The organism is Brevibacillus gelatini, assembly GCF_050920745.1.
Classification (GTDB): Bacteria; Bacillota; Bacilli; order Brevibacillales; family Brevibacillaceae; genus Brevibacillus; species Brevibacillus gelatini.
This window is the reverse complement of the sequence record NZ_CP154342.1, coordinates 1,538,250-1,557,346: the sequence shown is the minus strand read 5'-3', so window position 1 is coordinate 1,557,346 and position 19,097 is coordinate 1,538,250. Positions and strand designations below refer to the sequence as shown.

The following is a 19,097-nucleotide window of genomic DNA, read 5'->3' as shown; positions in this document are numbered from 1 at the left end:
TCCATTCGGCGCAAATGGTTCCAGCTTCACTCCTGCTGCAGCCGTTCCTGCAAAAAGCTGTACCGCACTCCTTCTTCGTCGGCTTCCACGGCTGCACGAAACGCATCCGGCTCCCCGCACATGATGAGGAATGATTTGCTCCGCGTAATGCCCGTATATACGAGCTTGCGCCTGAGCATCCGGTAGTAGCTTTTGACAAACGGCATGACGACGATCGGAAATTCGCTCCCTTGTGATTTGTGTACGGAACAGCAGTAGGCAAGCGTCAGCTGATGGTAATCCGAACGCCTGTACACCACCTCCCGATTGTCGAAAGCAGCAACCAGCATTTCCTGGTTCTCTGCGTTTTCGTTCGGGAAAAATATCGCAACAATTTCACCCATATCGCCGTTGAACACCTGTTCTTCGGCATTATTCACCAACTGCAGAACCTTGTCGCCTGTGCGAAAAGTCGTGTCCCCGAACTTCACCTCGCGCTTTTGCGGGGTTTTCGGGTTGAACAGCTCTTGCAGTTCTTCATTCAGCCGGTTTACCCCGGCGTTTCCTTTATAAATAGGCGCCAAAACCTGTACATCTTTTGCCGTATATCCTTTTTTTACGGCTCCCAGACAAATTTGTTTCACCACTTCGGGAACATCTTGTGGCGAACTTGTGAAAAATCGCCGATCCGGCGTCGTATCGAGCAAATCGGCCGGGACGTGCCCTTTGCGCACATCATGCGCCAGCCGGATGATCGTGGACTCTTCAGCCTGGCGGTAAATTTCCGTCAACTGCACCATCGGCAGCAGCCCGGAGCGGATCATGTCGAGCAACACGTTGCCTGGGCCAACGGACGGCAGCTGGTCAGGGTCGCCAACCATAATCACCTGCATGTCGTCCGGCACGGAGCGAAACAGTTGGTTTGCCAGCCAGACATCGACCATCGACATTTCGTCCACGATCAGCAGCCGTCCGCGAATCGGATTCTCGGCGTCGTGCTCGAAGCTCTCGCCTTTGTAGCCCAACAGACGATGGATCGTCATCGCAGGCAGACCTGTCGTCTCCGTCATCCGTTTGGCAGCGCGCCCGGTCGGAGCCACGAGCAAAATCGGGAAAGGATTTTCTTCGTTGTATTTTTTCAGATCGAGCGACAGTCCATGCAACTGCGAAAAGACGCGGCAAATCCCGCGAATTACCGTCGTTTTGCCCGTACCCGGTCCACCTGTGAGCAGCATCAGCCCGGACGTAATCGCCTGTTCAATCGCATCCCGCTGCGTCTGGGCATAGCTGATTCCCAGCTCGTCCTCCACGGCTCCCAGGGCACGGTAAAATTCCGAGGCCGGAAACGATCCGAATGAATCCCGCTTGGCAAACTGCCGCAGCTTGTTCGCCAGACCCAGCTCCGCAAAAAACAGGGAAGGCAAATAGACGCGCTCATCCTCCCAAACGACCTTGCTTGCAACAAACAAAGCCTCGACAGCGTGCAAAATGTCTTCCCCGGAAAAAACGTGCCCGCCGCATTCCATCAACAGGCCGAGCGTCTTCTCACATAGCTCATCAACAGGCAAGTAGACGTGTCCTTCCGAATAGGACGCCTCCTGGAGCACGAACAAGGCCGCCGCTTTTACGCGTTCCTCCGACGATGCGGCTATACCGGTCGCGCGGGCAATATCGTCAGCCCGCTTGAACCCGATCCCGACGACATCCTCGATCAAGCGATACGGCTCTTCCTTGAGCACTGTCATCGTCTCCAGCTTGTACGTCTGGTAAATTCGGAGCGCCATGTTCACGCCGATCCCGAAGTCGTACAGAAAGACCATCGCACTCTCCAATGAGCGGTGCTCCAGGACGGACTCGTAAATCAGCTTGGCCCGCGATTCGGAAATGCCCTGGATTTCCGCAAGCCGCTCGGGATGGTCGGCGATAATCGTCAAGGCATCTACGCCTAGGTGTTCGACGATGCGCTTTGCCATCTTTTTGCCGATGCCCTGAAACAGCCCGCTGGCCAAATAGCGCTCCACGCCTGACAGCGTCTTCGGCGTTTCCCGCTCGTAACGCTTGACCGCGTACTGCTGTCCGAAGCGCGCATGGGTCTTCCACTCGCCGTAGAACGTATACAGCTCCTCCGGGTGAGGCCGAGGGAAGTTGCCGACAATGATGACTTCCGATTCCTTGACCGCTTCTGTCGTCTCTTCTATTTTAAGACGAATGACGCCGTACCACGTTTCTTCATTGTAAAAAATTTCTTGTATCATATATCCGCGAATAAAGGGTTCCGCAAACAGGGAGATTGATTGCTGCTCCTCCATCTCACCTTCTCCTCTCTTGCCTGCTCCATGACGAGCAAAGTGGCACGAACAGAAAAATCCACTTTGACAAGGAAAGTGGATTTTTCTCGTAGTCATACGTTTTAAATTGTAAAGCGTTTTACTTGCTCTGACAACTGCTCCGCCATCTGGGCCAGTGTCTCTGCAGCCGCCGTCATTTCCTCGGTCGTCGCAGTCTGCTGTTCGGAAGCGGCCGCTACCTCCTGCGTATCCTTCGCGGCTGTCTCCGCCAGCTCGGCGATTTTTTCGGAGTGTTCGACGAGCCGGAGCGTATCGCGGTGAATGCCCTGTGCCGCCTCATTCATCCGGTTCACCTGCTGGCTGACGTCCTGGACGGCGACCAAAATTTGCTGGAAGCTTTCTCCCGCGACGGCTACACCGCCCCGCCCTGCCTGAACCGCTTCTGTCGTCGTCCCCATCGCCTGGACGGCAGCCAAAATGTCGGTATGGATCGTATGAATCAACGAGGCGATTTCTTCTGCCGCATTTCCTGACTGTTCTGCCAGCTTGCGCACTTCCTGCGCGACGACTGCGAAGCTTCTTCCCTGTTCGCCGGCGCGTGCCGCTTCAATCGCCGCATTCAGTGCGAGAAGGTTCGTTTGCTCGGAAATTTGCCGGATGATCGTAATGATCCCGATAATTTTTTCCGATTGCCTGCCCAGCTCGCGAATGACCTGCTCCGTATGGCGGGCGCGGGTCGTAATCTCGTCCATCTCCTGCACAAGCTCTTTCAGCTTGTCCCCGCCATCCTGCGCCAGGCGAAACGCCTGTGTCGCATCGGTATTGACCTGTTCTGTGGCGGTTGCGATTTGCTGGATGTCGCCGCCGATTCGCGTCAAAAAGCGCGTCGTATCCGCTACCGTCTGTTTTTGCACCTCCGAACCAGTCGCAATCTCTGTGGAGGCGAGCGAGACTTGCTCCGCGGCGCGGGCGCTTTCTGCGGCGCTGGCCGTCAATTCCTCGGAGGCAGCCGCCACCTGTTGGGAGACACGCTGCACCTCGCTTAACATGTGGCAGAACACTTCCATCATTTCGTTGTACATCGCAGACAGCTCGCCAAGCTCGTCCCGCGAGCGGACTGTCACCCGCCTGGTCAGATCGCCTCCCTCTGCTGCCTTCATCGCGGCCACCAGCTCTTTCAGCGGACGAACGAGCTTGCTGACGATAAAAATCCCGGTAGCGAGCGCCACGATTGCGCTCAGCAGATTCAGGAGAAACATGAGCGGACGGTTGCTCTCGATTGTCGCAAGCAAGTCGTTCTGATAACTGCCAATCGCGAGAATCCATCCGTTCGGCAATGCTTCGTACACGACCAGCTTTGTGGCCCCCTGGAACTCGTATTCCAGCCAGCCGCTCTTTTTACCGAGCATCTCCTGCATGAACGCTTCGCCGGCGAGCGAAGTATTTTGCACGCTTGCTTCCGGGTGGAAGAGCGCCACGCCTTTTTCATCGACAATATAGGCATAGCCGACCATTCCATTCGGCTTGTAGTAGCTCTCTGCCACATCGCGTACGATTTCGTCCATTTTCTGTTTACTTGCTTCGTTTAAGGTCGTCGTCTGGACATAAGGGGCCAGCTCCCGCGCCTTCAATTTGGTTATGTATTGCAAATCGGAAACCGTCAGCCGATATACGGCACTCCGCGCACTTTCAAACTGGATATACCCGACGATCATCAGTGGAAGGACGGTCAGAAAGAGAATTGTCAGCACCAGTTTGTAGCGAATCGAGTATCGTCTGGCCATCATCATTTTTCCTCTCCTTGATTAAGATGCGAAAAACTTGGTTCTTCCGGCATGGTTCTACAGAGTCATTTTACCATCATCTTCCACATTTAACCACAAGTGAAAATAATTTGACAATTCGCTCAAACAAAGCCAACAAAAACCGCCCGGAGGCACTTTCCTGCTTCCGGGCGGTTCCTGTTGGTTTGTGGTGTGTTCCATTTACTTGCTGCGCACGAGGCGGTTGACGATTTGCACCACGGTCTGCGCGGCTTGTCTTGCTTCCTCGACGGTGTTCGTAATGCCGAAACTGAAGCGGATCGCGGACCGGGCAATTTCGTCTTCCAACTGCATCGCCACGAGCACGTGCGACAGCTCCAGGGAGCCTGACGTGCACGCCGAGCCGCTGGCCGCTGCGATTCGAGACAGATCGAGGTTCATCAGCATCGTTTCCGTGTGCACGCCAGGGAAGCTGACGTTGAGAATATGCGGCATAACGTTTGTCGGGTGTCCATTTACATGGTAGGAAATTCCTTCCTCTTCCCAAACGGCGAGCATGGCGGCCTTCATTTCCCCGTATTTGGCAACGCGATCAGCCATCTCTTCTGCTGCGACTTTGACAGCTTCGGCAAAGCCGACGATCCCAGCCAGGTTTTCCGTTCCCGCCCTGCGCTTGCGTTCCTGCGACCCGCCGTGCAAAATCGGCGAGATCGGGACCTTGCGGGCGAGATACAGGGCCCCTACGCCTTTGGGGCCGTTGATTTTGTGCGCGGACACAGAGAGCATGTCCACCGGAAGCTGTTTTGCCTGAATCGGCAACACGCCGAATGCCTGTACGGCATCCGTGTGAAAAACAATGCCTTTTTCCCGCAGGAAAGCGCCGATTTCTTCAATAGGCTGGATCGTTCCAACCTCGTTGTTGCCGTACATGATCGAGACGAGCACGGTATCCGGGCGGACAGCCTGCTTCACATCTTCCAGCCGGACAGAGCCTGTCCTGTCTACAGGCAAATACGTCACTTCAAACCCTGCCTGCTCCAAAAATTCGCAAGCGTGCAGGACCGCGTGGTGTTCGATCCGGGTCGTAATGACATGGCGGCCGCGTTCGCGCTGCGCCATCGCCCCGCCAATGATCGCCATATTGTCGGCTTCCGTCCCGCCGCTGGTAAAGATGAGCGATTGCGGATCGGCATCCAGAAAGCCCGCGATCGTATCCCGCGCTTGTTCCAGTGCCTTGCGCGCCTCGCGTCCGGCGCCGTGGACACTGGACGGGTTGCCAAATACTTGCGTCAAGTATGGAGTCATCGCCGCAAGTACACGGGGATGCACCGGAGTCGTAGCAGCGTGGTCAAAATACAACATGTCAGACAAAAGTGTCACCTTCTACTGGCTTGGCAGCCTTGCTTGAATTGCTTAAATGTAAAACATATAGTTATCGGTATGTCCGTCATCTTCATAGCTAATCAAATCTTGCAGCGAGGTCGAATCGAGCACCGCGGAAATGCTGTCGCGAATGCGCAGCCAAAGCTGGCGCTTCGCCGGGTCCTCTTCTTCTGCAAACTCAACCGGGCTGATCGGCCCTTCCAGTACACGAATGACATCTCCGGCAGAGATTTCATCCGGTTGTTTTGCCAAAACGTAGCCGCCGTAGGCTCCGCGAATGCTTTTTACCAATCCTGCGTTGCGCAAAGGCGCAATCAGCTGCTCCAAATAATGCTCGGACAGTTCATGCTTCTGGGCAATGCTGCGCAAGGAGGTCGGCCCTTCCCCTACCCGGTTGGCCAGCTCCATCATGATCGTCAGTCCGTAGCGTCCTTTCGTAGAAATTTTCACGTAACAACTCTCCTCTTTTTCTTGTGTTTACCCACTCCCTTACCCTACATGACTTGGGCGTCCCGGGACACACTAGCATCTTAGGGGGGTGAAAGCAAAATGGCAACGAACAAGCGCTCGGAACGAGGACGCAACCACCCGTCCGCCACCTTGTACGACCAGCCTGCGGGCACCATTGCCCACAAAGCCCGCTTCGGGGCAAGCGAACAGAGTAAACAGCCGAATGAAAACGGCGATTTGCCGAACAAACCCGGCGGCAACGTCCGCACCTGATGGACTGCTCCCCCTGTTATTCGGGGGAGTTTTTCTTCGGCAATCCGCGAGCGTCCAGCTTTTTCCGCTCTTCCTGGAAGCGCCGGATATGCCGCTCGTAGCCAAAATCTTTTGGCTGGTAGAACGAATAATTCACACCGTCAGGCAGATACTGTTGGGGTACATATCCATACGGGTAGTCGTGCGGGTACAGGTATCCCTGACCGTGTCCCAGCTTGGCTGCGCCCTTGTACGCCGAATCGCGCAAATGAATCGGTACAGGCTTGTGGCCATCTGTACGAATCCGCTCCAGCGCGGAGTTGATTCCGTTGTAGGCCGCATTGCTTTTCGGCGCTGTCGCCAAATACGTCGTCGCCTGGGCCAGAGGGATTCGTCCTTCGGGCATCCCCACCAATTCTACCGCCTGAAAGCAGGCAACCGCAACCGAGATCGCTTGCGGGTCCGCATTCCCAATGTCTTCGGAAGCCGAAATCACCAGTCGGCGCGAAATAAACCGGGGATCTTCGCCCGCATCAATCATCCTCGCCAGCCAGTAAAGCGCAGCATCCGGATCGGAGCCGCGAATGGATTTGATAAACGCCGAGATCGTGTCGTAATGATTGTCGCCGCTTTTGTCGTAGCGAACGGCGCGGCGCTGGATGGACTCTACAGCCACATCCAGCGTCACCGTCACGCCGCCGTCCGGATCAGGTGGCGTCGTCGTCACCGCCAGCTCCAACGCATTCAGCAGCCGTCTGGCGTCTCCTTCCGCATACTGGATCAAGTGCTCGGCGGCTTCCTTCGTCACGGTGACAGCCAGTTCTGCCAATCCGTTTTCCTCATCGGTCAGCGCCCGCTCCATCACCTGCCGCAGTTCCTCATGCGACAGCGCCTGCAAGGCAAACACTTGCGAGCGGGACAGCAAGGCCGGATTGACCTCGAAAAAAGGATTTTCCGTCGTGGCGCCAATCAAAATGATCGTCCCTTCCTCTACGTAGGGAAGAAGCGCGTCCTGCTGGGACTTGTTGAAGCGGTGAATCTCGTCGACGAACAGCGTCGTCCGCTGGTTGTCCATGACGAGCCGCTCTTTGGCTGCATCCACGACTTTGCGGATGTCCGCTACCCCTGCGGTGACTGCGTTCAACTCGGAAAAATGCGTGCGGGTCGTGCGGGCAATCACTTTTGCCAATGTCGTCTTTCCCGTGCCGGGCGGGCCGTAAAAAATAAGCGACGATACTTGATCGGCTTCAATCGCCCGGCGCAGCAGCTTGCCCGGCGCCAGAATGTGCGATTGGCCGATCACTTCCTGAATCGTCCTGGGCCGCATGCGCGCAGCGAGCGGCTTTTGCTTGCGGCCCCCTTCCTGGTCATAGGCATACGAAAACAGATCGCTCATGCTATCCTATCCTTTTACAGGCTGCCAGTCCAGCAGGTCACGCACGACGACGCTGGCCAGAATCAGGCCCGCTACAGATGGAACAAAAGCGTTGCTTGCTGGAGGCTGCCGCACTTTGCTGATCGGAGAATCCGGGTTGGTCACGATTTTTTCCCGCACATCTGTGCGCACAGTCACCGGAATTTCTTTGGAGTATACTACCTTGACACCTTTGTAAATGCCTTTTTTGCGCAGTTCGCGGCGGATCACCTTGGCAATCGGGTCGTAGCTTGTCTGGGAAATATCTGCAACCTCAAAACGGGTCGGGTCCATCTTGTTCGCCGCCCCCATGCTGGAGATGATCGGAATGCGGCGGCGCTTCGCCTCCTGGATCAGATGCAGCTTGGCCGACATCGTATCCATGGCGTCCACGATGTAGTCCAATTCATGGGCAAACAGTTGCTCGGCCGTCTCGTTGTTGTAAAACATGTTGAGCGTCACGACTTCGCATTCCGGATTGATCGCGGCGATCCGCTCTTTCATCAGCTCTGCCTTTTTTTGTCCGATGGTATTCAGGTTCGCGTGAATCTGCCGGTTGATGTTGGTGATGTCAACCACGTCCTTGTCCACCAGCACGAGCTTGCCGACACCTGTCCGGGCAAGCGCTTCCACTGTAAAAGAACCAACGCCGCCCACACCGAGAACGGCGACGCGGCTATTTTTCATTTTTTCCAAACCTTCGGGACCGATGGCCAATTCGCAACGGGAAAATTGATGAAGCATCGTAAGTTTCACCTTTCATTCGCAAGTAGATTCATAGTCAATCGGAAAAGTAGGAATCACAAAGAAAAAAGGAGCCCCAGAATGCCGTGTAGCTCCTTGGTTTTGAACCTGCTCATCGCAGGTGGGTGTCTTGCCCAATTGTTGCAGACGTCCACTCGACGGAGGCGTGTCTTTACAATTGCGGACGAAAAACTCCCGAAACAAACTTTGTGGCTCAAAACTTTCGGATGTCACGAACATCGCAGGGCTTGGTAGTAGTATTACCAATGTATCAAACAGCCATGCAGTTGCGCAAGTCGATTACGCTTCTACCTTTTCTTCTTCTTTTGCCAGCGTGGCGATCGACAGCTCTGTCAACTGCTTCGGCGCTACCACATCAGGCGCATTGACCATCAGGTCGCTCGCGCTTGCTGTTTTCGGGAACGCGATGACTTCGCGCAGGTTGTTGCGGCCAGCCAGCAGCATAATCAGGCGGTCCAGGCCGAGCGCGATTCCGCCGTGCGGAGGCGTGCCGTACTCGAATGCATCGAGCAGGAAGCCGAATTGCTCATGCGCTTCTTCTTTTGTAAAGCCGAGTGCCTTGAACATTTTTTCCTGTACGTCGCGTTTGAAAATCCGCATGGAACCGCCGCCCAGCTCGTAGCCGTTCAACACCATGTCGTATGCTTGCGCACGGATTTGCCCCGGATCGGTGTCGAACAGGTGCAGGTCTTCGTCTTTTGGACGAGTGAACGGATGGTGCAGTGCCACGTAGCGTTTTGCTTCCTCATCCCACTCCAGCAGCGGGAAGTCTACCACCCACAGGAACGCGAACTTGCTGTGGTCGATCAGGCCAAGCTCCGCACCCAGTTTGGAGCGCAGGGCGCCCAAGGCGTCTGCGACGACTTTTGGCTTGTCGGCCACGAACAGGAGCAGGTCGCCCTCTTCTGCTTCGAGACGCTTTTTCAGTTCGTTAATCTCTTCTTCTTTAAAGAACTTGGCAATCGGGCCTTTTACTTCGCCGTCCTTGAAGCCCATGTACGCAAGTCCTTTCGCACCGTAGCGGGCCGCGAATTTTTGCAAGTCATCCGCTTCCTTGCGGGAGTAGTGGCCGCAGCCTTTGGCGTTGATCGCTTTTACCTGTCCGCCGCCAGCGACTACGCTTGCGAAAACTTTGAAGTCGCTTGTCGCAACCAGATCGGATACGTCTGTCAGTTCCATGCCGAAGCGTACGTCCGGTTTGTCAGAGCCGTAGCGAGCCATCGCTTCCGCATAAGTCAGGCGCGGGAATGGAGTCGGAATGTCCACGCCAATCGTTTGCTTGAACACGTGCGCGACCATTTTTTCCATCATCGGCAAAATTTCTTCCATCGACAGGAAGGATGTTTCGATGTCCACCTGGGTAAACTCAGGCTGGCGGTCAGCGCGCAAGTCTTCGTCGCGGAAGCAGCGCACGATCTGGTAGTAGCGCTCCAGACCGGATACCATCAAAAGCTGCTTGAACAGCTGTGGCGATTGCGGCAGCGCGTAGAACTCGCCGGGATGTACGCGGGATGGCACGAGGTAGTCGCGCGCGCCCTCTGGCGTACTCTTGGTCAGCATCGGCGTCTCCACTTCCACGAAGCCGTTCTCGTCCAGGTAGTCGCGGAATGCTTTCGCCGCTTTGCTGCGCAACATCAGGGAGCGTTGCATTTCCGGACGGCGCAGGTCGAGGTAGCGGTATTTCAGGCGAACCTGCTCATCGACGTCGATGTCGTCCTCGATTGGGAACGGAGGCGTTTTGGCATCGTTCAAAATATGGATTTCGGAAATGTGAACCTCGACTTCTCCCGTTTTCAGCTTCGGATTGACCGCTTCCGGCGCACGTTTTACAACGCTGCCTTTTACCACCAGAACGTACTCGCTGCGCACTTTGTCAGCGGCTTCCCACGCTGGCTTGTTGTGCTCCGGATTGAAGACGATTTGCACGATCCCGGTGCGGTCGCGGAAGTCGATGAAAATGACTCCGCCAAGGTCACGGCGCTTTTGCACCCAGCCGTTCAGTACGATTTCCTGTCCTACGTGTTCGGTTGTCACTTCACCGCAATGTACGGTGCGATATTGCCAAGACATGTTGATTTCCTCCACTTTTGGTTTATTCGTTTGCTTGTTGCACTTTTGCAGCCAGAACAGAGACGAATTCGTCCTGCTTGATCTCCTGCTGTTCGCCTGTTGCCATTTCCTTCAGCACGACTGTGCCGTTGGCCAGCTCGGACTCCCCGATGATCGCGGTGAAACGGGCAGACAGCCGATCCGCCTGCTTCAGTTGCGCTTTCATTTTCCGGTCGAGGTAGTCCAGCTCAGCAGACACGCCCGCCTGACGCAGTTGGTCGACGAGAATAAACGCGCCTTTTTTCGCTTCCGGCGTCTGCACGGCGACGAAGCAATCGATTCCGCCTGTAATCGGCAACTGTACGCCCTGCTTTTCCAGCGCAAGCAGCAAGCGCTCGATGCTGAGCGCAAAGCCGATTCCCGGCATGTCGTCGCCGCCCAGCTCTGCGACCAGGCCGTTGTAGCGACCGCCGCCGCAAAGCGTTTCCACCGCGCCAATCTCCGCCATCTTGATTTCAAAAGCGGTCAGCGTGTAGTAGTCCAGCCCGCGAACCAGACGCGGGTTGACATGGTACGGAATGTCGAGTGCAGTCAGATATTCTTTCACCGCCTCAAAGTGGGCCGCCGACTCTTCGCTCAAGTAGTCCAGAATGGACGGAGCGTCATTCGTCAATGTTTTGCACTTTTCGTTTTTGCAATCGAGCACGCGCAGCGGATTGCGGTCAATCCGGGACTGGCAATCTGCACACAGCTCGGAGCGCACGCCGTTCAGATGCGCCAGCAGATGCTCGCGGTGACGCGCCCGGTCTTCTACCGTCCCGACGCTGTTCAGCTCGACGGACAGCCCTGTCAGTCCCAGCTCCTGGTACAGCCGAATGGCAAGCCCGATCACTTCGGCGTCAATCGCCGGATCGCTCGAACCGATTGCTTCTGCCCCAAATTGCACGAATTGGCGGTAGCGACCCGCCTGAGGACGCTCGTGCCGGAACATCGGACCAAGGTAGTACAGCTTGGTCGGTTGATTTGGCGAACCGTACAGCTTGTTTTCCACGTAGGAGCGAACGACGCCCGCCGTCCCTTCCGGACGCAGCGTGAGCGCATCGTTGCTACGCGGGTTGGCCACGCTGTACATTTCTTTTTCCACAATGTCCGTCGTCTCGCCTACACCCCGCTGGAACAGCTCCGTGCTCTCGAACAGCGGCGTGCGAATTTCCGCGTAGTTAAAGCGGCGGCACAGCTCGCGGGCTTTTGCCTCCACGTAGTGCCACAGCTCTACGGTACCGGGCATAATATCCTGCGTACCGCGGGGAATCTGGATTCTCGTCATTCCTCTCGAACCTCCATGTCTTTTGAAAAACTTGGGCTACGCCAAACCTCCAGGATGAGACAACTTATTTTGCTGACAAATAAAAAAGTCCCTCGCCTCCTGACATTCGGCAATTCGCCACATGTCAGGGACGAGAGACTGGTTATACTCCCGTGGTGCCACCCTGTTTGAACAGCCTTATGGAAAAAGGCTATCCCACTTGTTAGCCGTTAACGCCGGCGCACGCCTGCCAGTTACTGAAGAATCGAGGCCAATACCTCGCCCGTTCACTGCGGTCTTCGGGGATGTCATTCACCAAGTCGTGATACGAAAGCACTCTCAGCCACGGCGCTTCCTCTCTGGTTATCCGTTTCGTTGGGTACTTGTTCCCGTCATCAGATCTTGTTTTATCCAAAAGCTTAATGTGAATCATAGCAAACCAGCCAGCAGGCGTCAACAGGCACTCCGTAAAACTTTTTTTGCAATGGGATCGTCAAAAGCGTCTATACGTGCGCCTCTTTTTCTGCGTCAGTCGCCCCTGTGTAAATTTCGTCCAGTTCACGCAGCTTGTTTTCCACCAGCGTCTTGTACGTTTCGTTGTACGTCTTCGGGTCTTTCGGATTGGGAAAACGCTTCAGCTTGCCGCTGCCCGGCGCCATCAGCTTGGAGACGGCTCCGCAGCCAAGACCAATGATCGTCTGAACCTCTTCCATAATCATGATGTTGTAGATGCTTTCCTGCCCCGGCTTGGCGTAACCGACATTCTCCAGATTACCCAAAATGTTTTTTTGCCGATACAAATAATACGGGTTGTAGCCGTTTGCCGCTGTCCAGGCGGAAGCCATCTCCATCATCCTGCTGATCTCGTCGCGGCTGGCCACCTTGTAGCGCTCCTTGTTCTGGGTCATCTCGGAAGCTCTTTTAAAAGACAAGGTGTGCACAGTCAGGGAGGCGGGCATCAGCTTCTCCACTTGTTCGAGACTGTGTGCCAGCTCGGCCACGCCTTCGTTGGGCAACCCGATAATCAGGTCCATGTTGATATTGGTCAGGCCCATTTCCATGGCGAGATGGTACTTTTCAATCGTCTCCTCGACGGTGTGGTGACGGCCGATTGCGCGAAGCGTCTCCTGGGTGAACGACTGGGGATTGATGCTGATCCGGTCCACCTTCCAGCGCTTCATGACAGCGAGCTTTTCCGCCGTAATCGTATCCGGCCTGCCTGCTTCAACCGTCAGCTCGCGCACCCCGTCCATATGCGGAAAGCTGCGGTGCATCGTCTCAAACAGCTGATTCATGTCCTCTGCCGTAATGCTCGTCGGCGTGCCGCCCCCGAAGTAGATGGAGGTGATGCGCTGGTTGTTTCTCGTCAGCCACTCGCCCATTTTCTCGATCTCGTAGTGCAGCCCTTCAAGAAACGGGTTGACCGAAGCGGTATGGCTGCGGATCGCATAGGCTGGGAACGTACAGTACGCGCATTTCGTCGGACAAAAAGGAATGCCGATGTACACGGACAGCTCCCGGTCGATCTCGTACAAGTCGGGCACGACCTGCAGCTGCTTGTCTACGATCTCTTGCAAAAGCTTCAGCTTGTACGGACGCAAAATGACCTCCTGCTGCAGCTTCCGGTGCGCTTCCTCGCGTCCGACACCTGCGGCGTTCAGTTGGTGCAACAGTTTCGTCGGGCGAATCCCCGTCAGGATGCCCCAGCCTTGCTCGATTCCGGTATACTCTTCCAGCATCAGCAGCAAGGCATAGCAGAGGGCTTGCTTGGCCGTTCTGCGCTTCGCTTTTTCATCGTGCGAGACGTATTTGCGTTTGACTTGGTGAGCGAGCTGTCTGCCCCCGGCAACAAGCTCGCCCGAAGCCACCACGCCCTCGTCCTGTACCGTCAGTGCCAGCTTGATTCGCATATCGGCGTCACCTTCCCACAAAGAGACAAAGGCGAGCGCGGGATCTTCGTAAAACAAGGCGAGAATCAGGGATAGCTCGCGTTCAAACGCGTGTCCCTCGCACTTTATTTGAATCATGGTTCGTTCACCTGCTTTTTTAAAATGCCACTCCTCATCATAGCTGACGGAGTTCCCCTCGGTCAACAAAAGCGAGGGAGCGGCACTGCAGGCCATTATTTCCTTTTTTGGCGCAACTGCTGCACATCCCGCGTGCCGACAAAAAAATCTTGGGACATTTCTACATTTTGCCGTGACGATTCTTTGGCCAAATCGTCATGAAAGTCGACGGAAAAAAATTGCCGATTCAAGCCTTGCGCAAATGTTTCCTTGGTGGACTGCCTCACAATCTACTCCTCCTGCGTGCAATGGTTCTCTTCCGTTCTAGTATGGCCCATTGCGAGACCGTGCAATCGGGGGATGATTTGCAAAGCTTTGTCGCTTTTTGCAGGAAAAAGCCGAAACAGGCGCGAAGTGATTTTGTTGGCAAAAACATGAAAGAAGCGTTCCGTTACAACTCTAGCATTTCAATGAATGGGAAAGGATGTCTACCGTGTCTGTACGTCAAAAAATCGGGAGGTCGCTTTTGACGATCATCTGCGCCCTCTCTCTTCCCGTCTCGACAGCATGGGCTGCCGGGTCTGTTCAGGTCACTGTGGACAAGCTCAATGTCCGCTCCGGTCCGAGCCTGCAGGACGCTGTCGTGACCACGCTGCCGAACAAAACGGTACTGCCTGTCATCTCCACCAAAAACGACTGGGTGCAGGTCAAGCTGCCCAATGGACAAAGCGGCTGGGTGGCGGGCTGGCTCGTCTCGGCACAGCAGCAGCCAGCGCCCGCTGCGAAAGGCACTGTGGAGAGCACGACGACCAATCTCAACGTGCGCTCCGGTCCCGGCCAGACTCACCCGGTTATCCAGACGATCAATCCGGGGACGCGTTACCCGATCGTGCAAAAAAACGGTGACTGGATCATGATCCAGCTCAGCGGAGGCAAAACAGGCTGGGTCGCAGGCTGGCTCGTCAAAGACAGCACGTCTGCTTCGACAGGCTCCACGTCAAGCGCTGGATCCACCCAAGCGCAGCCAACCGGACCGACAGGCGGCAATCCGCCGGGCACTGCTGGAGGCACTACAGCACCAGCAAAGCCGCCAGCCGTTCAGGGAGCCAGTCTGACACTCGATTTTGCTCCCTATGTGTACCCCACGCCGGATGCCAGCACGCCTGCAATCGGGCAGCTGCACGCCGGGGAGACGATTACGGTGCTCTCGCAACAAAACGGCTGGATTCAGTTCCCCTACGACGGGGTAAACGCCTGGATTTCCACGAACAGCAACACAACTGCCCAAGACACCACCACGGCGCCAAGCACAGATACAGGCGGTGCAGGCAATACGAGCACACCCGCTCAGCCAAGCACGCCTGCCACACCTGCTGAGCAGACGGCGACGGTGCAAACAGATGGGCTGAATTTGCGCAGCCAGCCCAATACGTCCAGCGCCATCCTCACCACGCTGCCCCTCGGCAGCAAACTGAAGGTACTGGAAAAGCAAGGCGATTGGTACCGCGTGCAAACCTCTGCCGGAAAAACGGGCTGGGTCGCAGGCTGGCTCGTCGCCGTCTCGGGAGCGAACACGCCTACGCCAAGCGGGCCATACGTCACGATCATCAATGCCAATACAAATGTCCGCTCTGGTCCCGGCACCGGACACAGCGTACTGCGACAAGTACAGACTGGCGAGAAATACAGCATCGTGAACAGAGAGGGCGACTGGTTCCAAGTAACGCTCAGCGATGGCACTACAGGCTATGTGGCCGGCTGGCTCGTAGCGGCGAACGGAGTGCCTGCTGTCATTCACAGCCAGGCCATCGCAAACAAACTGATCGTCGTCGATCCCGGACACGGAGGAAACGACAACGGCGCGACCGGCTCCAGCTTTTCCACTCTTGAAAAAACGGTTAACCTGCAAGTCGCCCTGCTTTTGCGCAACAAGCTGGAAGCAGCCGGAGCCAAGGTCATCATGACGCGTGCGGACGACCGCAAGCTCACCTTGCAGCAGCGTGTGGACATCGCCGTGCAAAACAAAGCCGACATTTTTGTCAGCATTCACCACAATACGCATCCAAACTCGGCGACGAACGGCTCCATCGTCTTTTACTACCACCAGGGCAATTCCAGCAAGCTCGCATCCCTGGTGCAAAACGAGCTGGTCAAGGCGACGAACTACAAAGACTTGCAGTCCCGCTTCGGCGACTACTTCGTCCTGCGGGAAAATTCCGTTCCCTCCATCCTGGCGGAAATCGGCTTCCTCTCGAACTACAACGACGAGATTCGCGTCCGCTCGGAGAAGCAGCAGGATCTGGCGGCAGAGGGTCTGTTCAAAGGGATTGTCCAATATTTCAGCTCGTTGAACCCGCAGAGTGGTTGAGCCCTGGGGAGTCGCACTTCGCGTAACACAAAAAAACGGTTGCCTTGGGAGAGCACTGCAAAACACTTCCTTTATATGGAAAGTGAAGGCGTTTCTTTGCTTCGCTTCGTTGCCAGCCCACTATGGGGCTTATCTGTCCGTTCCGAGACGTTTCACGGGGCGGGGGCTCAACATCTGGGTTTCACAATGAAGTGAGACTAACGCCCCCTTCATCCCCGTGTCCACGTCTCTACGCTGGAAGGCTGGCAAAGGCGCTCCGCAAATAAAACGCCTCCTATTCCAAACTCCATCAGCTTTTTGGCTTTGAATGATTGCCAGCACCTCGCGGTGCTGGTTTTTCGCTATAATCAATATTAAGAAAATGTTCAAAGGACATGTTGCCATGCTATCTGCTGACAGACAATTGAAAGCCTCATTTCATTCAGAACTTTACAATTTAATTCCCGAAGACCATCTTCTTCGAAAAATCAACGAAGCTGTGGACTTTTCGTTCATTTACGAGTTAGTTCGTCCATCTTATTGTGAATATTACGGAAGACCAGCGAATGAACCGGAACTTCTGTTTCGTCTTTTATTTCTGCAGTATCTTTATGGCTTATCCGATGAGCGAATGATTCAAGAAGCACAAGTAAACCTCGCGTATAAATGGTTCTTGGGGTTGAATCCTGAGGATACTTTGCCCGATCCGTCACAATTATCCCGATTTCGGAATCATCGCTTAGGTGCAAGCCAGATTAACGAAATCTTACAAGTGCTTGTAAAACAGTGCGTAGAAGAAGGCTTGATTAAGTCAAAAACACTCATTGTCGATGCAACACATACTGTTGCTTCCACTCAAAAGAAACGGCCTTTGGACGTGTTGCAGGAAGCCGCCAAACGGCTCGTACGAGCCGTACTTAAAAAGCATCCAAAGCTGGAGAAGAAACTTCCTCGTCCTCCGAAGTGTATGCAAGGCGATGTCGATGCGGCAAAAGTGATGCTACATTACCTCGCTGAACTGGGAGAAACGGTAGAAAATCTCCTTCCTGATCATGAAGGGGCCATCTCCGAAAAACTCAAGCACGCAAAGCAAATCGTGGAAGATGAACGGTTACTAGCAAACAAAGGCATCATGTCTGCGATTGACCCAGACGCGCGTTTTGGCTGGAAAAGCAATACCCTCTCCTTTTTTGGCTACAAAGAGCATGTAGCGATGACAGAAGAAGAGATCATCACTGCGATTGAAGTTACGGGTGGAAGTGAAGATGATGGCAAACAACTGCCAAAGCTATTAGAGCAAACAGAAAAGACAGGTATGAAGATTGAGGAAGTCATCGGAGACACTGCTTACTCTGGAAAAGACAATTTAAATCTCCTTGCCTCAAAAGACATTCAACCGATAGTCCCCTTAAACCCAATTGTCCATTCCGGAGGAATGAAACAGGAAGGCTTTACATACAACAAAGACGCCGACTTTGTCATTTGCCCAACCGGAGAGCACAGTATACGAAAAGCGGTACAAGGGAAGAAAAAATCCGGGCGCAGCCGTTCTCTTGTCTTTTACTTTGATGTGGAGAAGTGCAAGACATGTCCACTTCGCGAAGGATGCTACAAGCCTGGTGCCAAAGCAAAGACTTATTCCATTCGTATGGTGGCGGAGCACTATCAAGAGCACATGAGGTTTGAGGCAAGCACCACCTTCAAAGAGCGATCGAAGCGTCGCCGGATCATTGAGCACAAAAATGCTGAATTAAAAAGATTTCATGGATTGACCAGGGCAAAATACCGTGGTTTATTTGGTATGCGGATACAAGCATACTTAACGGCATTCGTTGTAAACGTAAAGCGAATGGTAAAGCTAATAAAGCAAATGCAGCCAGCTTCGTAAGAAGTAAGGCTGCATTCTTTTTGATGCCGTCGGCATCAATTATTGACATGAACCCATTATTAAAAACCGAGAGAGCACTTTTGCAGTGCTCTCCCTTGGCAGCCGTTTTTTCTTTTTATCTTGCATCTGTTCGCATGTTCAATAGGTCGGACGCCTCTCCCACGGCTCGACCTGGCCGACGATCGCCTGCGCTGCTTCTTGACGTATGGCCCGGATGACGCCATCGGCAATTTCCCTGTTGGTCAGCCAGCGCGCCTCTTCCCCTTCGCACACGAAACCGAGAATGACACGATGGTACGCGCACGTTTTCGGCACATGGACAACCGGAGGATTTTTCCAGGCGCGGCTGCCGCAGACGTGGTACAACCGAAACGGCCGCTTGGGGCGGGACAGTTCTGCCAATACGGTCGCAAGCGCATCTGGCGCCGTTTGGTGAATCCAGGCCACGACCAGTTCCATCGCCCCCCGGCTCGCGACAAGCTCTGCCATGGCGGTGCGCAGCGACTCCGTCTGCCCGTAATCGAGCGCAAGCAGATGAACAGAGTCGGGATTCATAGCCCCATCCCTTACCTGTTCGAGCTTTTGGCGATCCCGTCCCACTATCGTTACTTGCCAGCCTTCGTTTGCGAGCCAGCGGGACACCTCTGCAAGCATCCCGCTCGCCCCGATTACCAATGCTTCCCGTGCCATTTGACCGCCCCCCGCGTCGTTTCTGCTACGCTTCCACAATCAAGGTGACAGGCCCGTCGTTGAGCAGACGCACGTCCATCATCGCGCCAAAACGCCCCGTCTCCACGACCAGACCTTTTTCCCGCAGCTTCGCATTGAACAGCTCGTACAGCGGTTCCGCCTGCTCCGGACGAGCGGCGGCCATGAAGTTTGGCCGTCTGCCCTTCCGACAGTCCCCGTACAGCGTAAACTGGGACACGGACAAGATCTGACCGCCCGTATCCAGCACCGAAAAGTTCATTTTTCCTTCCTCGTCTTCAAAAATTCGCAGGTTGGCGATTTTGTCCGCGACGAACTCCACCTCTTTTTCGCTGTCCTCGTGGGTGATGCCTACCAGCAGCAAAAGCCCGTGCTCGATTTGCCCGACCACCTCGCCCGAAACGGTCACACTCGCTTCCTTCGTTCTTTGCACAACTACTCGCACGTCGATCCATTCCTTTCGTTTTGTGTCATGCTGTTTGCCGCCATTTGCCCACAA

15 protein-coding genes and 1 other RNA gene are annotated in these 19,097 nt (G+C 54.9%); 3 read left to right on the top strand and 13 right to left on the bottom strand.

Going from position 1 to position 19,097, the window contains the following annotated elements:
- Positions 1-26: 26 nt before the first annotated feature.
- From recD2 to cymR, 4 genes are all read right to left on the bottom strand, one after another.
- Positions 27-2,288 (bottom strand): SF1B family DNA helicase RecD2, encoded by a 2,262-nt coding sequence (gene recD2 / locus AAFJ72_RS07685; RefSeq protein ID WP_432776652.1) that lies wholly within the window; start codon positions 2,286-2,288, stop codon positions 27-29.
- A 101-nt stretch (positions 2,289-2,389) separates the two neighbouring features.
- The gene (locus tag AAFJ72_RS07680; RefSeq protein ID WP_432776651.1) at positions 2,390-4,057 is read right to left on the bottom strand and encodes a methyl-accepting chemotaxis protein; all 1,668 of its coding nucleotides are present in this window, start codon (positions 4,055-4,057) and stop codon (positions 2,390-2,392) included.
- A gap of 195 nt (positions 4,058-4,252) precedes the next feature.
- Positions 4,253-5,401 (bottom strand): cysteine desulfurase family protein, encoded by a 1,149-nt coding sequence (locus tag AAFJ72_RS07675; RefSeq protein ID WP_432776650.1) that lies wholly within the window; start codon positions 5,399-5,401, stop codon positions 4,253-4,255.
- Positions 5,402-5,443: 42 nt separating this feature from the next.
- Positions 5,444-5,863, bottom strand: coding sequence for a cysteine metabolism transcriptional regulator CymR (gene cymR / locus AAFJ72_RS07670; protein WP_122905962.1), 420 nt, complete (start codon positions 5,861-5,863; stop codon positions 5,444-5,446).
- A 99-nt stretch (positions 5,864-5,962) separates the two neighbouring features.
- Here cymR and AAFJ72_RS07665 point away from each other — a divergent pair, with 99 nt between their 5' ends.
- Complete coding sequence (locus AAFJ72_RS07665; RefSeq protein WP_170163465.1) at positions 5,963-6,136, top strand: hypothetical protein; 174 nt, start codon at positions 5,963-5,965, stop codon at positions 6,134-6,136.
- A 16-nt stretch (positions 6,137-6,152) separates the two neighbouring features.
- Here the strand turns inward: AAFJ72_RS07665 and AAFJ72_RS07660 are convergent, their stop codons facing one another.
- The 7 genes from AAFJ72_RS07660 to AAFJ72_RS07630 all read right to left on the bottom strand — a co-directional run bounded on the left by AAFJ72_RS07660 (position 6,153) and on the right by AAFJ72_RS07630 (position 13,942).
- Complete coding sequence (locus AAFJ72_RS07660) at positions 6,153-7,511, bottom strand: AAA family ATPase (protein WP_432776649.1); 1,359 nt, start codon at positions 7,509-7,511, stop codon at positions 6,153-6,155.
- Between the two features lie 6 nt (positions 7,512-7,517).
- Positions 7,518-8,273: a tRNA threonylcarbamoyladenosine dehydratase gene (locus tag AAFJ72_RS07655; RefSeq protein WP_122905960.1), complete on the bottom strand. Its 756-nt coding sequence runs from the start codon at positions 8,271-8,273 to the stop codon at positions 7,518-7,520.
- Positions 8,274-8,342: 69 nt separating this feature from the next.
- A non-coding RNA gene (gene ssrS / locus AAFJ72_RS07650) (6S RNA) lies at positions 8,343-8,524 on the bottom strand.
- A gap of 49 nt (positions 8,525-8,573) precedes the next feature.
- Entirely contained in the window at positions 8,574-10,364 is a 1,791-nt protein-coding gene (aspS, locus tag AAFJ72_RS07645) for an aspartate--tRNA ligase (protein ID WP_122905959.1), read from the bottom strand.
- 22 nt (positions 10,365-10,386) lie between these two features.
- The gene (hisS, locus tag AAFJ72_RS07640; RefSeq protein WP_432776648.1) at positions 10,387-11,670 is read right to left on the bottom strand and encodes a histidine--tRNA ligase; all 1,284 of its coding nucleotides are present in this window, start codon (positions 11,668-11,670) and stop codon (positions 10,387-10,389) included.
- A 482-nt stretch (positions 11,671-12,152) separates the two neighbouring features.
- A complete protein-coding gene (locus AAFJ72_RS07635; protein WP_432776647.1) occupies positions 12,153-13,676 on the bottom strand; it encodes a coproporphyrinogen III oxidase in 1,524 nt (507 codons plus the stop codon).
- A gap of 95 nt (positions 13,677-13,771) precedes the next feature.
- The gene (locus AAFJ72_RS07630) at positions 13,772-13,942 is read right to left on the bottom strand and encodes a hypothetical protein (protein ID WP_432776646.1); all 171 of its coding nucleotides are present in this window, start codon (positions 13,940-13,942) and stop codon (positions 13,772-13,774) included.
- A 197-nt stretch (positions 13,943-14,139) separates the two neighbouring features.
- Here AAFJ72_RS07630 and AAFJ72_RS07625 point away from each other — a divergent pair, with 197 nt between their 5' ends.
- Complete coding sequence (locus tag AAFJ72_RS07625) at positions 14,140-16,023, top strand: SH3 domain-containing protein (RefSeq protein WP_432776645.1); 1,884 nt, start codon at positions 14,140-14,142, stop codon at positions 16,021-16,023.
- Positions 16,024-16,405: 382 nt separating this feature from the next.
- Positions 16,406-17,890, top strand: coding sequence for an IS1182 family transposase (locus AAFJ72_RS07620; RefSeq protein WP_432774196.1), 1,485 nt, complete (start codon positions 16,406-16,408; stop codon positions 17,888-17,890).
- A gap of 138 nt (positions 17,891-18,028) precedes the next feature.
- On the opposite strand, the gene AAFJ72_RS07615 is transcribed toward AAFJ72_RS07620, so the two are convergent.
- Positions 18,029-18,580: a short-chain dehydrogenase gene (locus tag AAFJ72_RS07615; protein WP_432776644.1), complete on the bottom strand. Its 552-nt coding sequence runs from the start codon at positions 18,578-18,580 to the stop codon at positions 18,029-18,031.
- A gap of 25 nt (positions 18,581-18,605) precedes the next feature.
- Positions 18,606-19,043 (bottom strand): D-aminoacyl-tRNA deacylase, encoded by a 438-nt coding sequence (gene dtd, locus AAFJ72_RS07610; RefSeq protein WP_432776643.1) that lies wholly within the window; start codon positions 19,041-19,043, stop codon positions 18,606-18,608.
- Between the last annotated feature and the right edge of the window lie 54 nt (positions 19,044-19,097).

Bases quoted from the DNA above. Each gene is read 5' to 3' on its own strand.
- AAFJ72_RS07680 (WP_432776651.1), bottom strand. From the start codon at position 4,057: ATGATGATGGCCAGACGATACTCGATTCGCTACAAACTGGTGCTGACA.
- aspS (WP_122905959.1), bottom strand. From the start codon at position 10,364: ATGTCTTGGCAATATCGCACCGTACATTGCGGTGAAGTGACAACCGAA.
- AAFJ72_RS07655 (WP_122905960.1), bottom strand. From the start codon at position 8,273: ATGCTTCATCAATTTTCCCGTTGCGAATTGGCCATCGGTCCCGAAGGT.
- recD2 (WP_432776652.1), bottom strand. From the start codon at position 2,288: ATGGAGGAGCAGCAATCAATCTCCCTGTTTGCGGAACCCTTTATTCGC.
- AAFJ72_RS07615 (WP_432776644.1), bottom strand. From the start codon at position 18,580: ATGGCACGGGAAGCATTGGTAATCGGGGCGAGCGGGATGCTTGCAGAG.
- AAFJ72_RS07635 (WP_432776647.1), bottom strand. From the start codon at position 13,676: ATGATTCAAATAAAGTGCGAGGGACACGCGTTTGAACGCGAGCTATCC.
- hisS (WP_432776648.1), bottom strand. From the start codon at position 11,670: ATGACGAGAATCCAGATTCCCCGCGGTACGCAGGATATTATGCCCGGT.
- AAFJ72_RS07625 (WP_432776645.1), top strand. From the start codon at position 14,140: ATGTCTACCGTGTCTGTACGTCAAAAAATCGGGAGGTCGCTTTTGACG.
- AAFJ72_RS07665 (WP_170163465.1), top strand. From the start codon at position 5,963: ATGGCAACGAACAAGCGCTCGGAACGAGGACGCAACCACCCGTCCGCC.
- AAFJ72_RS07620 (WP_432774196.1), top strand. From the start codon at position 16,406: ATGCTATCTGCTGACAGACAATTGAAAGCCTCATTTCATTCAGAACTT.
- AAFJ72_RS07660 (WP_432776649.1), bottom strand. From the start codon at position 7,511: ATGAGCGATCTGTTTTCGTATGCCTATGACCAGGAAGGGGGCCGCAAG.